Genomic DNA, 16,801 nt, shown 5'->3' with positions numbered 1-16,801 from the left:
GGCTTGATTGCGCATCCGCTCTTGAATCAGGCGGAAATGATCCGGTTCTTGCCCTGCCGTTTGGCCTCGTACATCGCCGCGTCTGCGCGGGCGAACAGGGTGTCGAGGCTTTCATCTTCCGGGGTGAGGCTGGTCAGGCCCTGGCTGACGGTGATACCGAACGTCTGTTCACCGTGATTGAAACTCAGCCGCTGGATTTCCCGTTGCAGCCGTTCGGCCACCTGCATCGCCATGTCCGGCGCACAGCCCGGGAAAACCGCAGCGAATTCCTCACCGCCAATCCGCCCGAACAGGTCTCCCCGGCGTAACGAGGCACGACCGCATTCGGCGATTCGTTGCAGCACGTTGTCGCCTTCCGGGTGGCCGTAGGTGTCGTTGATCACTTTGAAGTCATCGATGTCCAGCAGCAGGAATGCCATTTGCGCGCCTTGCAGGCGGGCTTGTTCAAATTCCCGGTGGGCGCATTCGAAGAAGTGCCGGCGATTGCTGCTCTGGGTCAGCACGTCGGTGGTGGCCAGGCGTTGCAGTTCGGTTTCCATCTGCTTCTTGTCGGTGATGTCTTCGGCGATGCCGACGATGATCACCGGTTGCCCCGGTTCGTCCTGACGATTGATGAAGCACTTGTCGCTGACCCAGCGAACCTGGCCGTCGGCGGCGATGATCCGGTATTCGCGGTCTTCCACGGCGCCTTTGTGCAGCACTTCGGCGAGGCTGCGTTCGGCGTATTCCAGATCATCCGGGTAGATGCTGTCGCGCCACTGGTTGTAGTCGGCCAGCAACAGGCCCGCGGAACGACCGAAGATCCGCTCGTAAGCGGGGCTGACGTACAACACCTGACGGGTTTCCCAGTTGAAGGCCCAAAGCACGGCGTTGACGCTGACCAGCAGCGAACTGAACAGCTGCTCGCGCTCGCTGAGCCGGGCGACTTCGCCCTGGGCGTGCATCAATGCCATCAGGGTTTGCGCGGCCTCGGGCCACTGGGGAGGGGATGAGTCTTTTTGATTGTTGTTGACCATCGACACGAATCTCAAAGGGCGTGCCGATCAATCGACAACGGCCACGGGAAAACCCGCCGGGGGTGGCGAAGTGTCTTTGAGATAGGGGATCGAGGGTGAAGTTCCGAAGGGTGCGCACGGGAACCGGGCGCACCGATCAACGGCACTCAGGCGGCGACAGGGCGCAGCGAGTAGGTTTTCAACTGGTCAGCGAATTCGCGCAGGGACTGGATGCCGCTGGCCTCGGCCTCGTGTACCCATTCCTTGATGGCGGCGAGCATGTCGTGGCCATTTGCGCTGGTCTTGACCCAGATCTGCTGCAGGGCCAGGCGTTTCTCGTAGATTACCTTCAGCGCCTGGCTGTGCTCGAGCATGTTCTGGATGCGCGCGTGGTGGCGATCTTCCAGCAGACTGGTTTCCCGCGAGAGCAGGCGTTTGGCCCGGTGGAACTGGTGGCGTACCGAATGATCGACCTTGGCCAGTTCCTGCTTGACCAGCGGGCCGATCACCAGCTTGCGGTACTGGGCCATGATCTGGAAGCGGTTGTTGAGGATCGCCATGGCGGTGTCCATGTCCAGGCTGCCCTTGCCTTCGACGCGGTGGGCGATCGGCGCGACCCGCTGGACCTTGGCCAGACGCAGGAAGCTGAAGACCTGGATCCACGCCCAGCCGAGGTCGAACTCCCACTTCTTGACCGACAGCTTGGCCGAATTGGGGTAGGTGTGATGGTTGTTGTGCAGTTCTTCGCCGCCGATCAGGATGCCCCACGGCACCAGATTGGTCGCCGCGTCGCGGCATTCGAAGTTGCGGTAGCCGACGGCATGGCCGAGGCCGTTGACCACACCGGCCGCCCAGACCGGGATCCACATCATCTGGATCGCCCAGATGGTGATGCCGATGGTGCCGAACAGCAGCAGGTCGACGACGGCCATGATCGCCACGCCCAGCAGCCGGTAGCGGCTGTAGAGGTTGCGCTCGATCCAGTCTTCGGGGCAGTTCTTGCCGTAGATGCGCAGGGTTTCCGGGTTCTGCGCTTCTTCGCGGTACAGCTCGGCACCTTTGCGCAGGACGGTGGAAAGACCTTTGACGACCGGGCTGTGCGGGTCGTCTTCGGTTTCGCATTTGGCGTGGTGTTTGCGGTGGATGGCAGTCCACTCGCGGGTGTTCTGCGCCGTGGTCAGCCACAGCCAGAAACGGAAGAAATGCTTCAGCCCGGCATTCAGCTCCAGGGAGCGATGGGCCGAGTAGCGGTGCAAGTAGACCGTGACGGCAACGATCGTCACGTGGGTCATCACCAGGGTGACGGCGACCAGCGACCAGGCCGACAAGCCAAGAAAACCTTCGTACCACATAGGCTATAGGGCCCTCGATAAAGAAAAAAACAGCCGTTGCATTATCACCAAGCACACAGATAAAACCAGTCGCCCTTTCAGATAAGAGATGGCTGGATGTTTCTTGACCTATAATCCCGACATTTTTGTAGGGACATGGACGGCCGAATGTCTGCCACTTACCGCGATGCCTTGCGTGCAGCGCTGCTTTACCTGGTCCTTGCCGTGGTCTGGCTGCAAGGTACTGGTTATTTATTGAACAGTTTCTTCGATAGCTCTGACGAGTTGCTGCGCTGGCAACTGATCAACGGCTACTTGTTCGTGGCGCTCAGCGCCGGGTTGATCTTCCTGGCCCGGGCGCGGCTGTTCGAATGCCTGGGCATCGGCGCCCGATTGCGTGAACGCCAGGCGGATCGCGAACGCCTGCGTCAGGCCGCTGCGGTATTCGATTGCACACGCGAAGGCGTGCTGGTCACGGACCGGCAGGGGCTGATCGTGCACGTCAATCGCGCGTTCATGGAAATCACCGGTTATCAGCGCGATGAAGTCATCGGCCAGCAGCCCAGCCTGTTCAAGTCCGGGCACCATCCGCCGGGGTTCTATCAGGCGATGTTCGCTTCTTTACAGGCGCGGGACGAATGGAGCGGCGAGATCTGGAACCGGCGCAAGAGCGGTGAAATCTACCCGCAATGGCAGACGATCCGGGTCATTCGTGACGATGACAACCGGCTCAGCCATTACGTCGCGGTGTTTTCCGACATCAGCGCGATCAAGGATTCCGAGCACGAACTCAAGCACCTGGCCCACCACGATCCGCTGACCGACCTGCCCAACCGCCTGCTGTTCAGCGACCGCGCCGAACAGGCGCTGGCATCGGCGCAGACCCACAAGCGCGGCTGCGCATTGCTGATGATCGATCTGGACCATTTCAAACTGATCAACGACAGCCTCGGTCACACCATTGGTGACCGTTTGCTCAAGGCCGTCGCCGCGCGTTTGCAGGGGTTGTTCGGGCCGGGCATCACCCTGGCGCGGCTGGGCGGCGATGAATTCGCGGTTCTGCTGGAAAGTTGTCCACAGCCGGCGCAGGCGGCAGCGCTGGCTCAGCGTATTCTCGATGCGCTCAAGGAGCCGTTCTGCCTCGACGGCCATGAACTGTTCATCAACGCCAGCCTCGGCATCAGCCTGTTTCCCAGCGATGCACTGAGCGCCGAACAGCTGTTGCGCAACGCCGATGCGGCACTGTTCAAGGCCAAGAGCAGCGGCCGCAATGGCTACGCGCTGTACACCGAAGAACTCACGGCTCACGCCCAGCAGCGGGTCGAAATCGCCTTCGAGTTGCGCCGCGCGCTGGAGCAGCAGGAACTGCGGGTCTACTACCAACCGGTGCACGACCTGCAAACCAGTCGCCTGATCGGCGTCGAGGCGCTGGTGCGCTGGGAGCATCCGCAGCGGGGCCTGGTGTCGCCGGCGGAGTTCATCCCGATTGCCGAGCGTACCGGGCTGATCTCGGAAATCGACGCCTGGGTCATGCAGCAGGCCTGCCGGCAGATGTGCCAATGGCAGCAGGGCGGGGTGGTGCTGTCGTTTGTCGCGGTGAACGTGTCCTCGCGGTTATTTGCTCGCCGCGAGTTGTATCAGCAGGTGGCGCAGGTGCTGCACGAGACCGGCCTGGATCCGGCCTATCTGGAGCTGGAAGTCACCGAAAGCGCGGTGATGGACGATCCGGAGGTCGCACTGGAACAGATGCATCGTTTGCGCGAACTGGGCATTCGTCTGGCCATCGATGATTTTGGCACCGGTTATTCGTCGCTGTTGCGGCTCAAGCGCCTGCCGGTGCAGAAGCTCAAGATCGATCAGGGTTTCGTCGCCGGCCTGCCGTGGGACGAGGACGATGCGGCGATCGTCCGGGTGATCATCGCCCTGGCCCGCAGCATGGGCATGCAGGTGCATGCCGAGGGCATCGAGCAGGTGGAACAGGCCGCGTTCCTGCTGGAGCAGGCCTGTGATCTGGGGCAGGGCTACTGGTTTGGGCGACCGGTCCCGGAAGCGCAAATCGACTGGAACCGGGCGCCCTTGATCGGTTGATGACGGCGTACGGCGGGTTTGCCGGCGGGCAAATCCGCCGCAAACCCTTGCTGCATCACATAATGTTTTCCAGTTATATAAACATTCTTAAATAGTCTTTTTAAGAATATCCGCGCCTCTCTTATATTGCTCCCACGCCGAACGCAGTGCCGCCCACTGCCAGGCATATCCCATACAAAGGAGCAGCACCATGAGCGCATCCCTGCGTAGCGTTGACGGTCAGGACGAAAGCACCATTTTGCGCGAAATCCAGAGCGCCTTGCGCGACCTGCGTTTCGGCGCGGTGGAAATCACTGTGCATAACGCCCAGGTGGTCCAGATCGAACGCAAAGAGAAATTCCGCTTGCAGCAACCGGGCAACAAACCGAGCTGAATCCAGAAAGATTCCAGCCTGCGCCCGCTCTTGCCGGGGATCAATGCAAGAGTGGGCGCAGGCGGTGATCTTTACAGGCAACCCGATTTTCGCAATCCATAAGAAAAAGCCACCACCAAGAATTCCAGGAGCTTTCACCATGTCGTCGATTCGCCGTTACGCTTTGGCCGCCCTGGCCAGTGCTGTGTTTGCCGGTTCCGCGGTTGCCAAGGATTACGAACTGCTCAACGTGTCGTATGACCCGACGCGCGAGCTGTATCAGGATTACAACGCCGAGTTCGTTAAGTACTGGCAGTCGGAGCACGCCGGCGACACTGTGAAAATCCAGCAATCCCACGGCGGTTCGGGTAAGCAGGGCCGTGCGGTGATCGACGGTCTGCGCGCCGACGTCGTGACCCTGGCCCTGGCCGGCGACATCGACGAAATCGCCAAGCTCGGCAAGACCCTGCCGGCCGACTGGCAGAAGCGTCTGCCGGACGCCAGCACTCCTTACACCTCGACCATCGTGTTCCTGGTGCGCAAGGGCAACCCGAAAGGCATCAAGGACTGGGGCGATCTGATCAAGAATGACGTCTCGGTGATCACCCCGAACCCGAAAACCTCCGGCGGTGCACGCTGGAACTTCCTCGCGGCGTGGGCCTACGGCCTGAAAGCCAACGGCGGCAACGAAGCCAAAGCCAAGGAATACGTACAAACCCTGTTCAAACACGTACCGGTTCTGGACACCGGCGCCCGTGGCTCGACCATCACCTTCGTCAACAACGGTCAGGGTGACGTGTTGCTGGCCTGGGAAAACGAAGCCTTCCTGGCGCTGAAAGAAGACGGCGGCAAGGACAAGTTCGACATCGTCGTGCCTTCGCTGTCGATCCTCGCCGAACCACCGGTGGCTGTGGTCGACAAGAACGCCGAGAAGAAGGGCAACGAGCAGATCGCCGAAGCCTACCTCAAGCACCTGTACAGCCCGGCCGGTCAGGAAATCGCGGCGAAGAATTTCTACCGTCCGCGTGACAAGGACGTGGCGGCGAAGTACGCCCAGCAATTCCCTAAACTGGAGCTGGTGACCATCGACAAGGACTTCGGCGGCTGGAAAACCGCGCAGCCGAAATTCTTCAACGACGGAGGCGTGTTCGACCAGATCTATCAGGCGCAGTAATCTGAAATAGGTCATAAACGAGCCCCGATTTAACCGTCGGGGCTTTGTGCGTTCTCAAACCAAGGACTTTTATGTCGCGTCGTATCTCCCCCGTCATACCCGGCTTCGGGCTGACGCTGGGCTACACCTTGGTGTACCTCAGCCTGATTGTGCTAATCCCGCTGGCGGCGATGTTCGTCCACGCCGCCCAACTCACCTGGGATCAGTTCTGGACGATCATCTCCGCGCCCCGCGTGCTCGCCGCATTGAAGCTGAGCTTCGGCACCGCGCTGTGCGCCGCGATCATCAACGGCATCATCGGCACGTTGCTGGCCTGGGTGCTGGTGCGTTACACGTTCCCGGGGCGCAAGGTGATCGACGCGATGATCGATCTGCCGTTCGCCCTGCCGACCGCGGTGGCCGGTATTGCGCTGACGGCGCTGTACACCCCGACCGGACTGGTCGGGCAGTTCGCCGCCGACCTCGGTTTCAAGATCGCCTACACCCCGCTCGGGATTACTTTGGCGCTGACCTTCGTGACCTTGCCGTTCGTGGTGCGCACGGTGCAGCCGGTGCTGGCCGACATCCCGCGTGAAGTCGAAGAAGCGGCCGCATGCCTCGGTGCCAAGCCGTTGCAGGTGTTCCGCCACATTCTGCTGCCGGCGCTGTTGCCGGCCTGGCTGACCGGTTTCGCCCTGGCGTTCGCCCGTGGCGTCGGCGAGTACGGTTCGGTGATATTCATCGCCGGCAACATGCCGATGAAAACCGAGATCCTGCCGCTGCTGATCATGGTCAAGCTCGACCAGTACGATTACACCGGCGCTACCTCCATCGGCGTGTTGATGCTGGTGGTTTCCTTCGTCCTGTTGCTGCTGATCAACTTGCTGCAGCGGCGCATCGAAACCCCATAAGGAGGCGCGAACCATGTCCCAATCGTCTATTGCGGCCGCTTCCTCGGCCAACGCCGCCCGCCGTGGCAGCGCCACTTCGCGGCGGATCCTGATCGGCCTCGGCTGGCTGATTTTCTTCCTGTTTCTGCTGCTGCCGCTGTTCATCGTGGTGTCGCAGGGTTTGAAGAACGGCCTCGGTGCATTCTTCACTGCGATCTTTGAACCGGATGCCTTGTCGGCGCTGAAACTCACCGTGATCGCGGTGCTGGTGTCGGTGCCGCTGAACCTGGTGTTCGGTGTCAGCGCCGCGTGGTGCGTGAGCAAGTACTCGTTCCGCGGCAAGAGCATGCTGGTGACGCTGATCGACCTGCCGTTCTCGGTATCACCGGTGATCGCCGGTCTGGTCTACGTGCTGATGTTCGGCGCCCAGGGCCTGTTCGGGCCGTGGCTGCAGGATCACGACATCCAGATCGTCTTCGCCCTGCCGGGCATCGTGCTGGCGACGATCTTCGTCACCGTGCCGTTTGTGGCCCGTGAACTGATCCCGCTGATGCAGGAACAAGGCACTCAGGAAGAGGAAGCCGCGCGCCTGCTCGGCGCCAACGGCTGGCAGATGTTCTGGCACGTGACCGTGCCCAACATCAAATGGGGCCTGATCTATGGCGTGGTGCTGTGTACCGCGCGGGCCATGGGTGAGTTCGGTGCGGTGTCGGTGGTTTCCGGGCACATTCGCGGGGTGACCAACACCTTGCCGCTGCACGTCGAGATCCTCTACAACGAATACAACCACGTGGCCGCGTTCGCCGTGGCGAGCCTGTTGCTGATCCTGGCGCTCTTCATCCTGCTGCTCAAGCAGTGGAGCGAAAACCGTATCAACCGCCTGCGCGCCAGCGCCGCGGAGGAATAATTCATGTCGATCGAAGTGCGTAACGTCAGCAAGAATTTCAATGCGTTCAAGGCGCTGGACAACATCAGCCTGGACATCCACAGCGGTGAACTGGTGGCGCTGCTCGGCCCGTCCGGCTGCGGCAAAACCACCTTGCTGCGCATCATTGCCGGTCTGGAAACCCCGGATAACGGCAACATCGTGTTCCACGGCGAGGACGTGTCCGGCCACGACGTGCGGGATCGCAACGTCGGTTTCGTGTTCCAGCACTACGCCCTGTTCCGCCACATGACCGTGTTCGACAACGTCGCGTTCGGCCTGCGCATGAAACCGAAAAACCAGCGCCCGAACGAAAGCCAGATCGCGACCAAGGTCCACGAGCTGCTGAACATGGTGCAACTGGACTGGCTGTCGGATCGTTATCCGGAGCAACTGTCCGGCGGCCAGCGTCAGCGTATCGCCCTGGCCCGCGCCCTGGCGGTAGAGCCGAAAGTGCTGCTGCTCGATGAGCCGTTCGGCGCCCTCGACGCCAAGGTGCGTAAAGAGCTGCGCCGCTGGCTGGCGCGCCTGCACGAAGACATCAACCTGACCTCGGTGTTCGTGACCCACGACCAGGAAGAGGCGATGGAAGTGGCTGACCGCATCGTGGTGATGAACAAGGGTGTGATCGAGCAGATCGGCTCACCGGGCGACGTCTACGAAAACCCGGCCAGCGATTTCGTCTATCACTTCCTCGGCGACTCGAACCGTCTGCATCTGGGCGATGACAACCACGTGCTGTTCCGCCCGCACGAAGTGTCGCTGTCGCGGCATGAACTGGAGGATCACCACGCCGCTGAAGTCCGCGATATCCGGCCGCTGGGTGCGACCACGCGGGTGACGTTGAAGGTTGAGGGCCAGGCTGATCTGATCGAGGCGGAAGTGGTGAAAGACCACGACAGCCTGACCGGGTTGGCGAAAGGGGAGACATTGTTCTTCAAGCCGAAGGTCTGGCAGAAAGTCGCCAACGTTTGATCTCGCTCGTTCCCACGCTTTGCGTGGGAACGCCGCTATGGACGCTCCGCGTCCACTGTGACGCGGAGCGTCACGGGATGCATTCCCACGCAGAGCGTGGGAACGAGCGAGCCGGGCAGTGGTTCAGACAGCCGCGCGATGCGGATTGACCCGCACCACACCCGCCCGCGCCTCGATCTGCTCTTTCAGCTCATGCCGCATCCCGAGCATGAACGCCAGTTCGGCCACCACAAACAGCGGCCCGACAATCAGTCCGCTCACGTCATCGACGAACGCCGGTTTGCGCCCCTCGTAATGGTGTCCGACAAACTGGATCACCCAGCCGATCACGAACATCGCCAGACCGCTGCTGAGCCAGACCATGGTGCTCTGCTGCGCCAATACATGCCCGGCCCAGACCGACAGCCCCATCAACACGGTCATCAACACCCCGAGTTTCAGTTCCAGGCGCAGGTAAAACCACGCCGACGCAAGGGCAGTAATCACCGCCGGGGAAATCCACAATCCGCCCACCGCCCATTCCGGCCGCGACAACAGCACGGCCACCGCCACCACAATCAGCGGAATCCCGATAAAGTGGCTGGCGATGTTGCGCGGGTCACGGTGGTAAGCGGCGTATTGACTCAAATGATCGACGAGGCTTTTCATTGTTGTTCCTCCTGTAGGGTGATCGAATCATGCCCCGGGTTCACGGCTCGCTCTGTCAGGCAGGCGACAATCTTTCGGAGAACGCATGGATAAGGTCTGGCGTGAGCGTCTGCTGACCGGGCAATGGTTCAGTCATCTGCCCTCGTCCTTTCAGGATAGTCTGCTGGCGGCGGCCAAGGAGCGGCGGCTGACGGCGGGGCAGCGGCTGTTCCAGCGCGGCGATGCGCCGTGCGGCCTGTACGCGGTGCTCGACGGCGCGGTACGCATCGGCGCGGTCAGCGAGCAGGGCAAGGAGGCGTTGCTCAGTCTGGTGGAGGCGCCGCACTGGTTCGGCGAAATCTGTCTGTTCGACGGCCAGCCCCGCACCCACGATGCCTACGCGGTCGGGCCTTGCACCCTGCTGAACATTCCCCAGGCCACACTGCTGAAACTGCTCGACGAGCAACCTGTTTATTGGCGGCATCTCGCTCTGTTGATGAGCCACAAGCTGCGCCTGACCTTCATCAACCTCGAACAGCTGAGCCTGCTGCCGGCCCCGGCACGTCTGGCTCATCGCTTGCTGATGATCGCCGAGGGCTATGGCGAACTGGACCCGCCGCGCCGCGTGCTGCAACTGCCTCAGGAGCAGTTGGCGTCGATGCTGTCGCTGTCGCGGCAGACCACCAACCAGATCCTCAAGGAGTTGCAGGGGCAGGGGATTATCGGCTTGAGTTATGGCGAGATCGAAATCCTCGACGCTGTGCGACTGCGCGCGCTGGCGACCCTCTGAAGAACACGGGTTTCCCTGTGGGAGCGGGCTTGCCCGCTCCCACATTGGATCGATGTTGTTTTTACGAACCGCGATAAGTGGAGAAGCCATAAGGGCTCAGCAGCAGCGGAATGTGGTAGTGCTGATCCGTCTGCTTCACTTTAAAGATCACCGGAATCTCCGGGAAAAACGTCTCGTGCTTGGTCTTCTCGAAGTACTCACCGGTCTTGAACACCACCCGATACTCACCGGCCTCGAACGGTTTGTTCGCCGGGAACAGTTCGGCGATCCGTCCCTGTTCATTGGTGGTGCCCTGCGCCAGCGGCTGCCAGTCCTGGCCGACATGGCGCTCCAGCGTCACGTTGATGCCCGGCGACGGCAGGCCGTTTTCCAGATTGAGTACGTGTACGCTCAGCGGGTTGCCGGCGGCCAGCGCCAGGCTCGAAAAAGCGCTCAGGCCGAGCGCGGCAAAAGTCATGCGCAGTGGGGTCATGGTGATGTTCCTCGGTTCAAGTACGGTTGATGGACAGGCCGACGATGTCGGCAGCCTTGATTGCGCAGTTTTCGTCCTGCTCGCCGCCGCCGGAACCGGCCACGCCCATGGCGCCGACCAGTTCCTTGCCAGCGAACAGCGGGATGCCGCCGCCGAGCAAAAGCAGCTCGGCGAGGGTGTTGAGGTTGGCGGTTTCCGGGTTGCTGCGGGCGCGCTCGGCAAACAATCGGGTCGGGGATTTCGTCGATAGCGCGGTGTAGGCCTTGCGTTGGCTGGCGGCGGTGTTGTGTGGGCCGATACCGTCGCCGCGCAAGGTCACCAACAGGTTGCCGCCACGGTCGAGCACCGATACCGTGCCGGTGCAGTTTTCCAGTGCTGCGTCGGCCAGCAGCCGTGCGGTTTTCAGATCGAGGTCGGCGTGACGGGGCAGCTCAGGCGCGGCGATTGCGGCGGTGCCGAAGCTGATTGCCAGGCTGGCGATCAAGTATTTAGCGGTCATGGGCAGGCTCCAAAAGCGAAGGCCACCACCTTATCCGCCGGACCCCGTCGAAACCTCGTCAGTCGGATTACAAGTTTGTAATGGGCAACGTCGCCGAAGGGGCCTAGCCTGTGTCTCTGATCAATCGAGGTGTGCCATGCGTTTGCTGGTCGTAGAAGATGAAGCCAAAACCGCGAACTTCATCGCCAAAGGGCTGGGTGAGTCGGGTTTTGCCGTGGACGTGGCGCTGAATGGCCTCGACGGTCGCTACTTTATTGAGCAGCAGGAATATGACCTGATCATCCTCGACGTGATGCTGCCGGGCCTCAACGGCTGGCAACTGCTGCAGCTGATCCGCCAGCGCGGCGCCACGCCGGTGCTGTTCCTGACGGCGAAGGACGCCATCGAAGACCGCGTGCGCGGCCTCGAACTGGGGGCCGATGACTATTTGCTCAAGCCGTTCGCCTTCGCCGAATTGCTCGCGCGGGTGCGCACGTTGTTGCGGCGCGGGCCGATGCGCGAGGCCGAGTCGTACAGCATCGCCGACCTGGAAATCGACGTGCTGCGCCGCCGGGTCAGCCGGGGCGGCCAGCGCATCGCCCTGACCAACAAGGAATTCGCCCTGCTGCATCTGCTCGCCAGCCGTCAGGGTGAAGTGCTGTCGCGCACGCTGATCGCTTCGCAGGTGTGGAACCTGAATTTCGACAGCGATACCAACATGGTCGAAGTCGCGGTGCGTCGGCTGCGTTCGAAAGTCGATGATCCATACATGCCCAAACTGATCCACACCGTGCGCGGGGTCGGCTATCAACTCGAAGCGCCCGACGATGCGCGCTAGATCCATCGCCTGGCGCCTGGCCCTGGCGTTCGCTGCTGTCTGTGCGTTGGTACTCAGCGCGATTGGCGTGTTCCTGTATCGCTCGCTGGCCTCGGAAATCGCCTGGCGCGACGACATGGCGTTACTCGGTCGCCTGGAACAGGTGCGCGCGCTGCTCGCCGACAGCGACAGCCTCGACGCCCTGCAGGCGCGGCCACGGCTGTACCAGAACATGCTGGGCAACCTCGACAGTCTGCTGCTGGTGCAACGCGCGGACGGCTCGAATGTGATCACGATCAACCCTCGCCAGCGCGCACTGCCGCCCGTGCAGGCCATCCCCCGGGATCAGCCGCCGCAACGCCGTGATGTGCTGACCTGGCAGGCGGCGGACGGTGTCGAGCTGGCCCTGCTGTCAGGTCAGGCCCAAGGGCCGAACGGCGAAGCGCTGACCGTTATCGCCGGCAAGGTCTTGAGCGAGCGCGAGCAGATGCTCGGCAGCTATCGCCTGCGCTTGTACCTGGCCGTCGGCCTTGGTGCCGTGCTCGCTTTCACGCTGGGTCTGGTGCTGTTGCGCCGAGGCTTGCGCCCTCTGCGCAAGCTGAGTGAAGCGCTGCGCGGCATCGACCTGCGCAGCCTCGACCAACGCGTTCCCACCGCCGGCACGCCGGCGGAATTGCTGGAACCGGTGCACGCGCTGAACGGCATGCTGGTGCGGCTGGACGACGGCTTCCAGCGCCTCTCACAGTTTTCCGCCGACCTCGCCCACGAAATCCGCACGCCGTTGCACACCTTGCTCGCCAGCAACGGCCAGGCACTGAATCACCCGCGCAGCAGCGCCGAGTATCAGGAAGTGCTGGCGTCGAATATGGAAGAATTCGAACGGCTCAAGCGCATGGCCGAGAACCTGATGTTTCTCGCTCGCGCCGAGCAGGCTGAGCGAGCGCTCGATCTGCGCACGCTGGAACTGCACGAAATCGGCGATGAGTTGTGCGATTACTTCGAGGCCTTGGCCGATGACCGTGAAATCCGCCTGGAAAACACGCTCAGCGGAGAATTGCTGGCGGATCAGCAACTGCTGCAACGCGCCTTGGGCAACCTGTTGGCCAACGCCGTACGTCATGCCGACGCCGGCTCGGTCATCAGCCTGGGCCGACGCGATGAGCCAGGCCTGTGCTGGCTGCAGGTCCACAACCACGGCCCGGTTATCGCGGATGAGCATCTGGGCAGACTGTTCGACCGCTTCTACCGCGTCGACCCGTCCCGCGCGGAGCCGGGAGATTCCGGTGGGTTGGGGTTGGCGATCGTGCAGTCGATCATGCAGTTGCATGGGGGGCGGGTGCGGGTGAGTAGTGAAGTTAAGGGAACAGTTTTTGAGCTTGGTTTCCCTCTTGATGCACCGAGGAGGGTGAATTCTCATGATTGATTTGATTCGGGGTTTGGAAATCACCGTCGCTGATAGCTCCGTAGGGACACTCGTTCGTGGGCAGTCCGGCATGGAGAGCGTGTTCAGATACTGTGAGGGCGTGAACGCTGAGAATGCTGTTTCGCTAACGATGTCAGCTCGGATGGAAAACTACGGCTGGGAGCGAGGTGTTCATCCGATTTTCGAGATGAATTTGCCAGAAGGGGCATTGCGCGATGAATTGATTCGACGCTTCGGCGAAGCAGTTCGTGACTTCGATGCTTTTGCGTTGCTGGCAATAGTGGGTTCAAGTCAGCTAGGACGGCTGGCAGTAGCCTGCGAATCGTTCACAGATCATCAGCCCGAAACGTTATTGTCCGATCTTTTGATACATGACGGCGTTCATGGTTTGTTTGACGATCTGTTGCACAAACATGGCCAGTATTCCGGTGTTTCAGGCGTGCAGCCTAAGGTGCTGGTACGCGATGGTGTGACAGCCGCTCTTTACCCGATTCACCGAGGCTCCACGCATCTGGTCAAAGCCTTCCGTCCCGAAGAGTTTCCTGAGCTGGCGACCAACGAATACTTCTGTATGCGCGCCGCAGCGCTTAGCGGACTTGAAGTGCCAAAGTTTGAATTGAGTGAGCAGGGCAAGTTTCTGGTGGTCGAGCGTTTTGACCTGACTGAGCATGGCTATCTGGGTTTCGAGGACTTTTGCGTACTCAATGGCTGGCCTTCCAGAGCCAAATACGATGGTTCTTACGAAGGCGCTGCCCGACAGATCAAAGCCTTTGTTTCTCCTGCGCTGTTGAGTCAGGCGCTGGAAGCTTTTTTCAAGATCGTGGCGCTGTCAGCGGGACTGAAAAACGGCGATGCGCATCTGAAGAACTTCGGTGTGCTGTATGACCATTGCGGCGCGCAGGCTTCGATCCGGCTAGCCCCGGCTTACGACATCATCACCACATCGGTTTACATCAGGAACGACAGCCTGGCCTTGCTGTTGGGCGGGTCGAAGGCATGGCCCAAGTACAAGGCGCTGATGCGCTTCGGCCGTACGGCGTGCAATCTCACTGAAGGCCGGTGCAATGAACTACTGCAGCAGGTTGTTCATGGCATGCAGACGGCGATGGCGGAAATGCTTGAGCATTGCCGAACCCATCAGGCGTTCGCCGAGGTAGGTACGGCAATGATCGAGCAGTGGGAATCCGGGATTGAGCGCAGTCTGACCAAGGGTTGAGCGACCCATTTGCGCTCAGCGCAACTGATCCCGAAACTGCCCCGGCGTCATTCCGGTCCAGCGTTTGAACGCACGGCTGAAGCTGCTGGTGTCGGCAAATCCCAACAGGTAACTGACCTCGCTCAGCGAGCATTGCGGATCGCGCAGGTGCAGCAGCGCGAGGTTTTCGCGGCTTTCATTCAGCAGGGTGTCGAAGCGACAACCCTCGTCTGCCAGATGCCGTTGCAGGCTGCGCAGGCTCAGGTGCAGGGCTTGGGCGATGCGTTCGGCGCTGGGTTCGCCTTCGGGCAGTTGTTCTTCGATGGCGTCGCGCACCTTGCGCTCCCAGGTCAGCGGTTTGAGCTGGGCGAGGGTGCGTTTGAGCACCGCTTCGTTGTGCTCGGCCAGTTCCGGGTTGGCGTCGTCCAGGTGGCTGTCGAAGTCGGTGAGGGCGAATTCGATCCGGTCTTCTTCGGCGGAAAAGTGCACCGGCGAGCGGAACACCTTGTGCCATTGATGCGCATCGACCGGTTCCGGACGGCGCAGGTACACCGCCAATGGTGCGTAGTCGCGGCCCAGGCGATTGCGGCAGGTGCGTACGTAGATGGCGGCAAAGGCGTCGATGGCTTCGAAGGCGGGCGCCGGATTGCCGGCCGGGATTTTCAGGCGAAAGCGGTAGCGGTCCTCGGTGCGGGTCAGCTCCAGTTCCAGCGCGTCGCTGACCACCTGGTGATAACGCACGATCCGCTCGAACACTTCCCGCAGGCTGCCGCTGGCCACCAACGCATAGCCCAGTGCGTGAAAGGTGGTGGGGCTGACGAACCGCGACACCCGCAAGCCGATTGCCGGATCGCCGCTGACCTGCACCGCGATTTCCCACAGGCGGGTGGTTGCGGACAACGGATAGCGGGCGTTCGGGTCGTCCATCAGTTGCGGATCGAGCCCGGCCTGCCGGCACAGGGCAGTGCTGTCCAGCCCCAGCGCGTCGAGTTGCTTGCGCAGGGCACGGGTCCAGCTGGCGAGAGAAGTCGGTTCCTTCATGCTGATTGGCGCTTCCGGTCAACAGGTTGGCGTTCTCGGCTACCGCGTTTGGAGTCCGCGCGGGGCAGGATGCGAACATCAATAACCAGAGGATGGAAGCATGGACCGTACTTCTGCAAGCCCCCAGCGACACAATGCTGCCCAGCGATCAGCGCATATTCGCGAAGTGGTGCTGGCCAAGGGCGTGGAGCTGCGCGAGCGCTACCCGATTCTCAAGCATCAGGATGCACTCGGCGCCGGGATTCTCGCCTTTGCCCTGGCCGGAATGATCGGTTCGGCGGCGCTGTATATCAGCGGGCACCTGGCGTGGTGGGCGTGCCTGTTGCTCAACGCGTTCTTCGCTTCGCTGACCCATGAGCTTGAGCACGACCTGATCCACAGCATGTATTTCCGCAAACAGCGGGTGCCGCACAACCTGATGATGGGCCTGGTGTGGCTGGCGCGGCCGAGCACGATCAACCCGTGGATTCGCCGCCATCTGCACCTCAATCATCACAAGGTGTCCGGCACTGAAACCGACATGGAAGAACGGGCAATCACCAACGGCGAACCCTGGGGTTTTGCGCGGTTGCTGATGGTCGGGGACAACGTGATGTCAGCGTTCATCCGCATGCTGCGGGCCAAGACCTGGGCGCACAAGTTCAGCATCATCAAGCGCACGCTGAAGGTCTACGCGCCGCTGGCACTGGTGCATTGGGGGGCGTGGTATGTGTTTCTAGGGTTCCATGCCGCCAACGGGATCGCCTCGTTGATGGGCTCGCCGATTGAATGGTCGGCGACCACGCTTTCAGTGATGCAGGTGATCGATATCGCCGCCGTGGTGATCATTGGCCCGAACGTGTTGCGCACGTTTTGCCTGCACTTCATCAGCTCCAACATGCATTACTACGGGGATGTGGAACCGGGCAATGTGCTGCAGCAATGTCAGGTGCTGAACCCGTGGTGGCTGTGGCCGTTGCAGGCGTTCTGCTTCAACTTCGGCAGCAGTCACGGGATTCATCATTTTGTGGTGAAGGAGCCGTTTTACATTCGCCAGCTGACGGTGCCGGTGGCGCATAAGGTGATGCGGGAGATGGGGGTTCGGTTTAATGATTTCGGGACGTTCGGGCGGGCGAACCGGTTTGTACGCCAAGTGAAGGTATCGGCCGAAGAGGCTCGTACAGCTCAGGCTTGATGGGTGATTGCAACGCTCTCATCGCGAGCAGGCTCGCTCCCACAATTGAATTGTGAATACGATCCAATGTGGGAG

At 61.4% G+C, this 16,801-nt stretch carries 17 protein-coding genes; 11 read left to right on the top strand and 6 right to left on the bottom strand.

Going from position 1 to position 16,801, the window contains the following annotated elements; genetic code table 11:
* Positions 1–26: 26 nt before the first annotated feature.
* Entirely contained in the window at positions 27–1,016 is a 990-nt protein-coding gene (locus ACM6JM_RS02610) for a GGDEF domain-containing protein (protein WP_064592624.1), read from the bottom strand.
* A gap of 146 nt (positions 1,017–1,162) precedes the next feature.
* The gene (desA, locus tag ACM6JM_RS02605; RefSeq protein ID WP_039772978.1) at positions 1,163–2,347 is read right to left on the bottom strand and encodes a delta-9 fatty acid desaturase DesA; all 1,185 of its coding nucleotides are present in this window, start codon (positions 2,345–2,347) and stop codon (positions 1,163–1,165) included.
* Positions 2,348–2,494: 147 nt separating this feature from the next.
* Here desA and dibA point away from each other — a divergent pair, with 147 nt between their 5' ends.
* From dibA to ACM6JM_RS02575, 6 genes are all read left to right on the top strand, one after another.
* Positions 2,495–4,414: a phosphodiesterase DibA gene (gene dibA / locus ACM6JM_RS02600; RefSeq protein WP_039772976.1), complete on the top strand. Its 1,920-nt coding sequence runs from the start codon at positions 2,495–2,497 to the stop codon at positions 4,412–4,414.
* Positions 4,415–4,604: 190 nt separating this feature from the next.
* Positions 4,605–4,787 (top strand): sulfur starvation response protein OscA, encoded by a 183-nt coding sequence (gene oscA, locus ACM6JM_RS02595; protein WP_039772974.1) that lies wholly within the window; start codon positions 4,605–4,607, stop codon positions 4,785–4,787.
* 139 nt (positions 4,788–4,926) lie between these two features.
* Entirely contained in the window at positions 4,927–5,940 is a 1,014-nt protein-coding gene (locus ACM6JM_RS02590) for a sulfate ABC transporter substrate-binding protein (RefSeq protein WP_011331904.1), read from the top strand.
* Positions 5,941–6,011: 71 nt separating this feature from the next.
* The gene (gene cysT, locus ACM6JM_RS02585; protein ID WP_007952818.1) at positions 6,012–6,830 is read left to right on the top strand and encodes a sulfate ABC transporter permease subunit CysT; all 819 of its coding nucleotides are present in this window, start codon (positions 6,012–6,014) and stop codon (positions 6,828–6,830) included.
* A 13-nt stretch (positions 6,831–6,843) separates the two neighbouring features.
* On the top strand, positions 6,844–7,716 hold the full coding sequence (gene cysW / locus ACM6JM_RS02580; RefSeq protein WP_011331905.1) for a sulfate ABC transporter permease subunit CysW: 873 nt from the start codon (positions 6,844–6,846) through the stop codon (positions 7,714–7,716).
* A gap of 3 nt (positions 7,717–7,719) precedes the next feature.
* A complete protein-coding gene (locus tag ACM6JM_RS02575; RefSeq protein WP_074689378.1) occupies positions 7,720–8,709 on the top strand; it encodes a sulfate/molybdate ABC transporter ATP-binding protein in 990 nt (329 codons plus the stop codon).
* Positions 8,710–8,832: 123 nt separating this feature from the next.
* Here ACM6JM_RS02575 and ACM6JM_RS02570 read toward each other — a convergent pair whose 3' ends face one another.
* On the bottom strand, positions 8,833–9,357 hold the full coding sequence (locus ACM6JM_RS02570) for a DUF962 domain-containing protein (RefSeq protein WP_085667635.1): 525 nt from the start codon (positions 9,355–9,357) through the stop codon (positions 8,833–8,835).
* An 85-nt stretch (positions 9,358–9,442) separates the two neighbouring features.
* On the opposite strand from ACM6JM_RS02570, the gene ACM6JM_RS02565 reads away from it, so the two are divergent.
* Positions 9,443–10,126: a Crp/Fnr family transcriptional regulator gene (locus ACM6JM_RS02565; protein WP_414881281.1), complete on the top strand. Its 684-nt coding sequence runs from the start codon at positions 9,443–9,445 to the stop codon at positions 10,124–10,126.
* A gap of 61 nt (positions 10,127–10,187) precedes the next feature.
* Here the strand turns inward: ACM6JM_RS02565 and uraH are convergent, their stop codons facing one another.
* Both uraH and ACM6JM_RS02555 read right to left on the bottom strand, forming a co-directional pair.
* Positions 10,188–10,598, bottom strand: coding sequence for a hydroxyisourate hydrolase (gene uraH, locus ACM6JM_RS02560; RefSeq protein WP_007952813.1), 411 nt, complete (start codon positions 10,596–10,598; stop codon positions 10,188–10,190).
* A 16-nt stretch (positions 10,599–10,614) separates the two neighbouring features.
* Positions 10,615–11,097 (bottom strand): GlcG/HbpS family heme-binding protein, encoded by a 483-nt coding sequence (locus ACM6JM_RS02555; protein WP_414881279.1) that lies wholly within the window; start codon positions 11,095–11,097, stop codon positions 10,615–10,617.
* Between the two features lie 136 nt (positions 11,098–11,233).
* Between ACM6JM_RS02555 and ACM6JM_RS02550 the strand changes: the two genes are divergently transcribed.
* Genes ACM6JM_RS02550 through ACM6JM_RS02540 form a run of 3 tightly spaced genes read left to right on the top strand, consistent with a single transcriptional unit; the run spans position 11,234 to position 14,532 of the window.
* Positions 11,234–11,914, top strand: coding sequence for a heavy metal response regulator transcription factor (locus tag ACM6JM_RS02550; protein WP_039772967.1), 681 nt, complete (start codon positions 11,234–11,236; stop codon positions 11,912–11,914).
* Positions 11,904–13,316, top strand: coding sequence for a heavy metal sensor histidine kinase (locus ACM6JM_RS02545; RefSeq protein ID WP_414881277.1), 1,413 nt, complete (start codon positions 11,904–11,906; stop codon positions 13,314–13,316). Before ACM6JM_RS02550 ends, ACM6JM_RS02545 begins: the two co-directional genes overlap by 11 nt.
* Positions 13,309–14,532 carry a type II toxin-antitoxin system HipA family toxin gene (locus ACM6JM_RS02540; RefSeq protein ID WP_039772965.1) on the top strand — a complete coding sequence of 408 codons (1,224 nt, stop codon included), beginning with the start codon at positions 13,309–13,311 and terminating at the stop codon, positions 14,530–14,532. The genes ACM6JM_RS02545 and ACM6JM_RS02540 overlap by 8 nt, the downstream gene beginning before the upstream one ends.
* Before the next feature lie 15 nt (positions 14,533–14,547).
* On the opposite strand, the gene ACM6JM_RS02535 is transcribed toward ACM6JM_RS02540, so the two are convergent.
* On the bottom strand, positions 14,548–15,552 hold the full coding sequence (locus tag ACM6JM_RS02535) for an AraC family transcriptional regulator (RefSeq protein WP_064592655.1): 1,005 nt from the start codon (positions 15,550–15,552) through the stop codon (positions 14,548–14,550).
* A 100-nt stretch (positions 15,553–15,652) separates the two neighbouring features.
* Here ACM6JM_RS02535 and ACM6JM_RS02530 point away from each other — a divergent pair, with 100 nt between their 5' ends.
* Positions 15,653–16,726 (top strand): fatty acid desaturase, encoded by a 1,074-nt coding sequence (locus ACM6JM_RS02530; RefSeq protein WP_210710049.1) that lies wholly within the window; start codon positions 15,653–15,655, stop codon positions 16,724–16,726.
* Positions 16,727–16,801: the final 75 nt, after the last annotated feature.

Source organism: Pseudomonas sp. IT-P2, from assembly GCF_949767575.1.
GTDB classification, from domain to species: domain Bacteria; phylum Pseudomonadota; class Gammaproteobacteria; order Pseudomonadales; family Pseudomonadaceae; genus Aquipseudomonas; species Aquipseudomonas pharyngis.
This window is presented reverse-complemented; position numbering and strand designations above follow the sequence as displayed.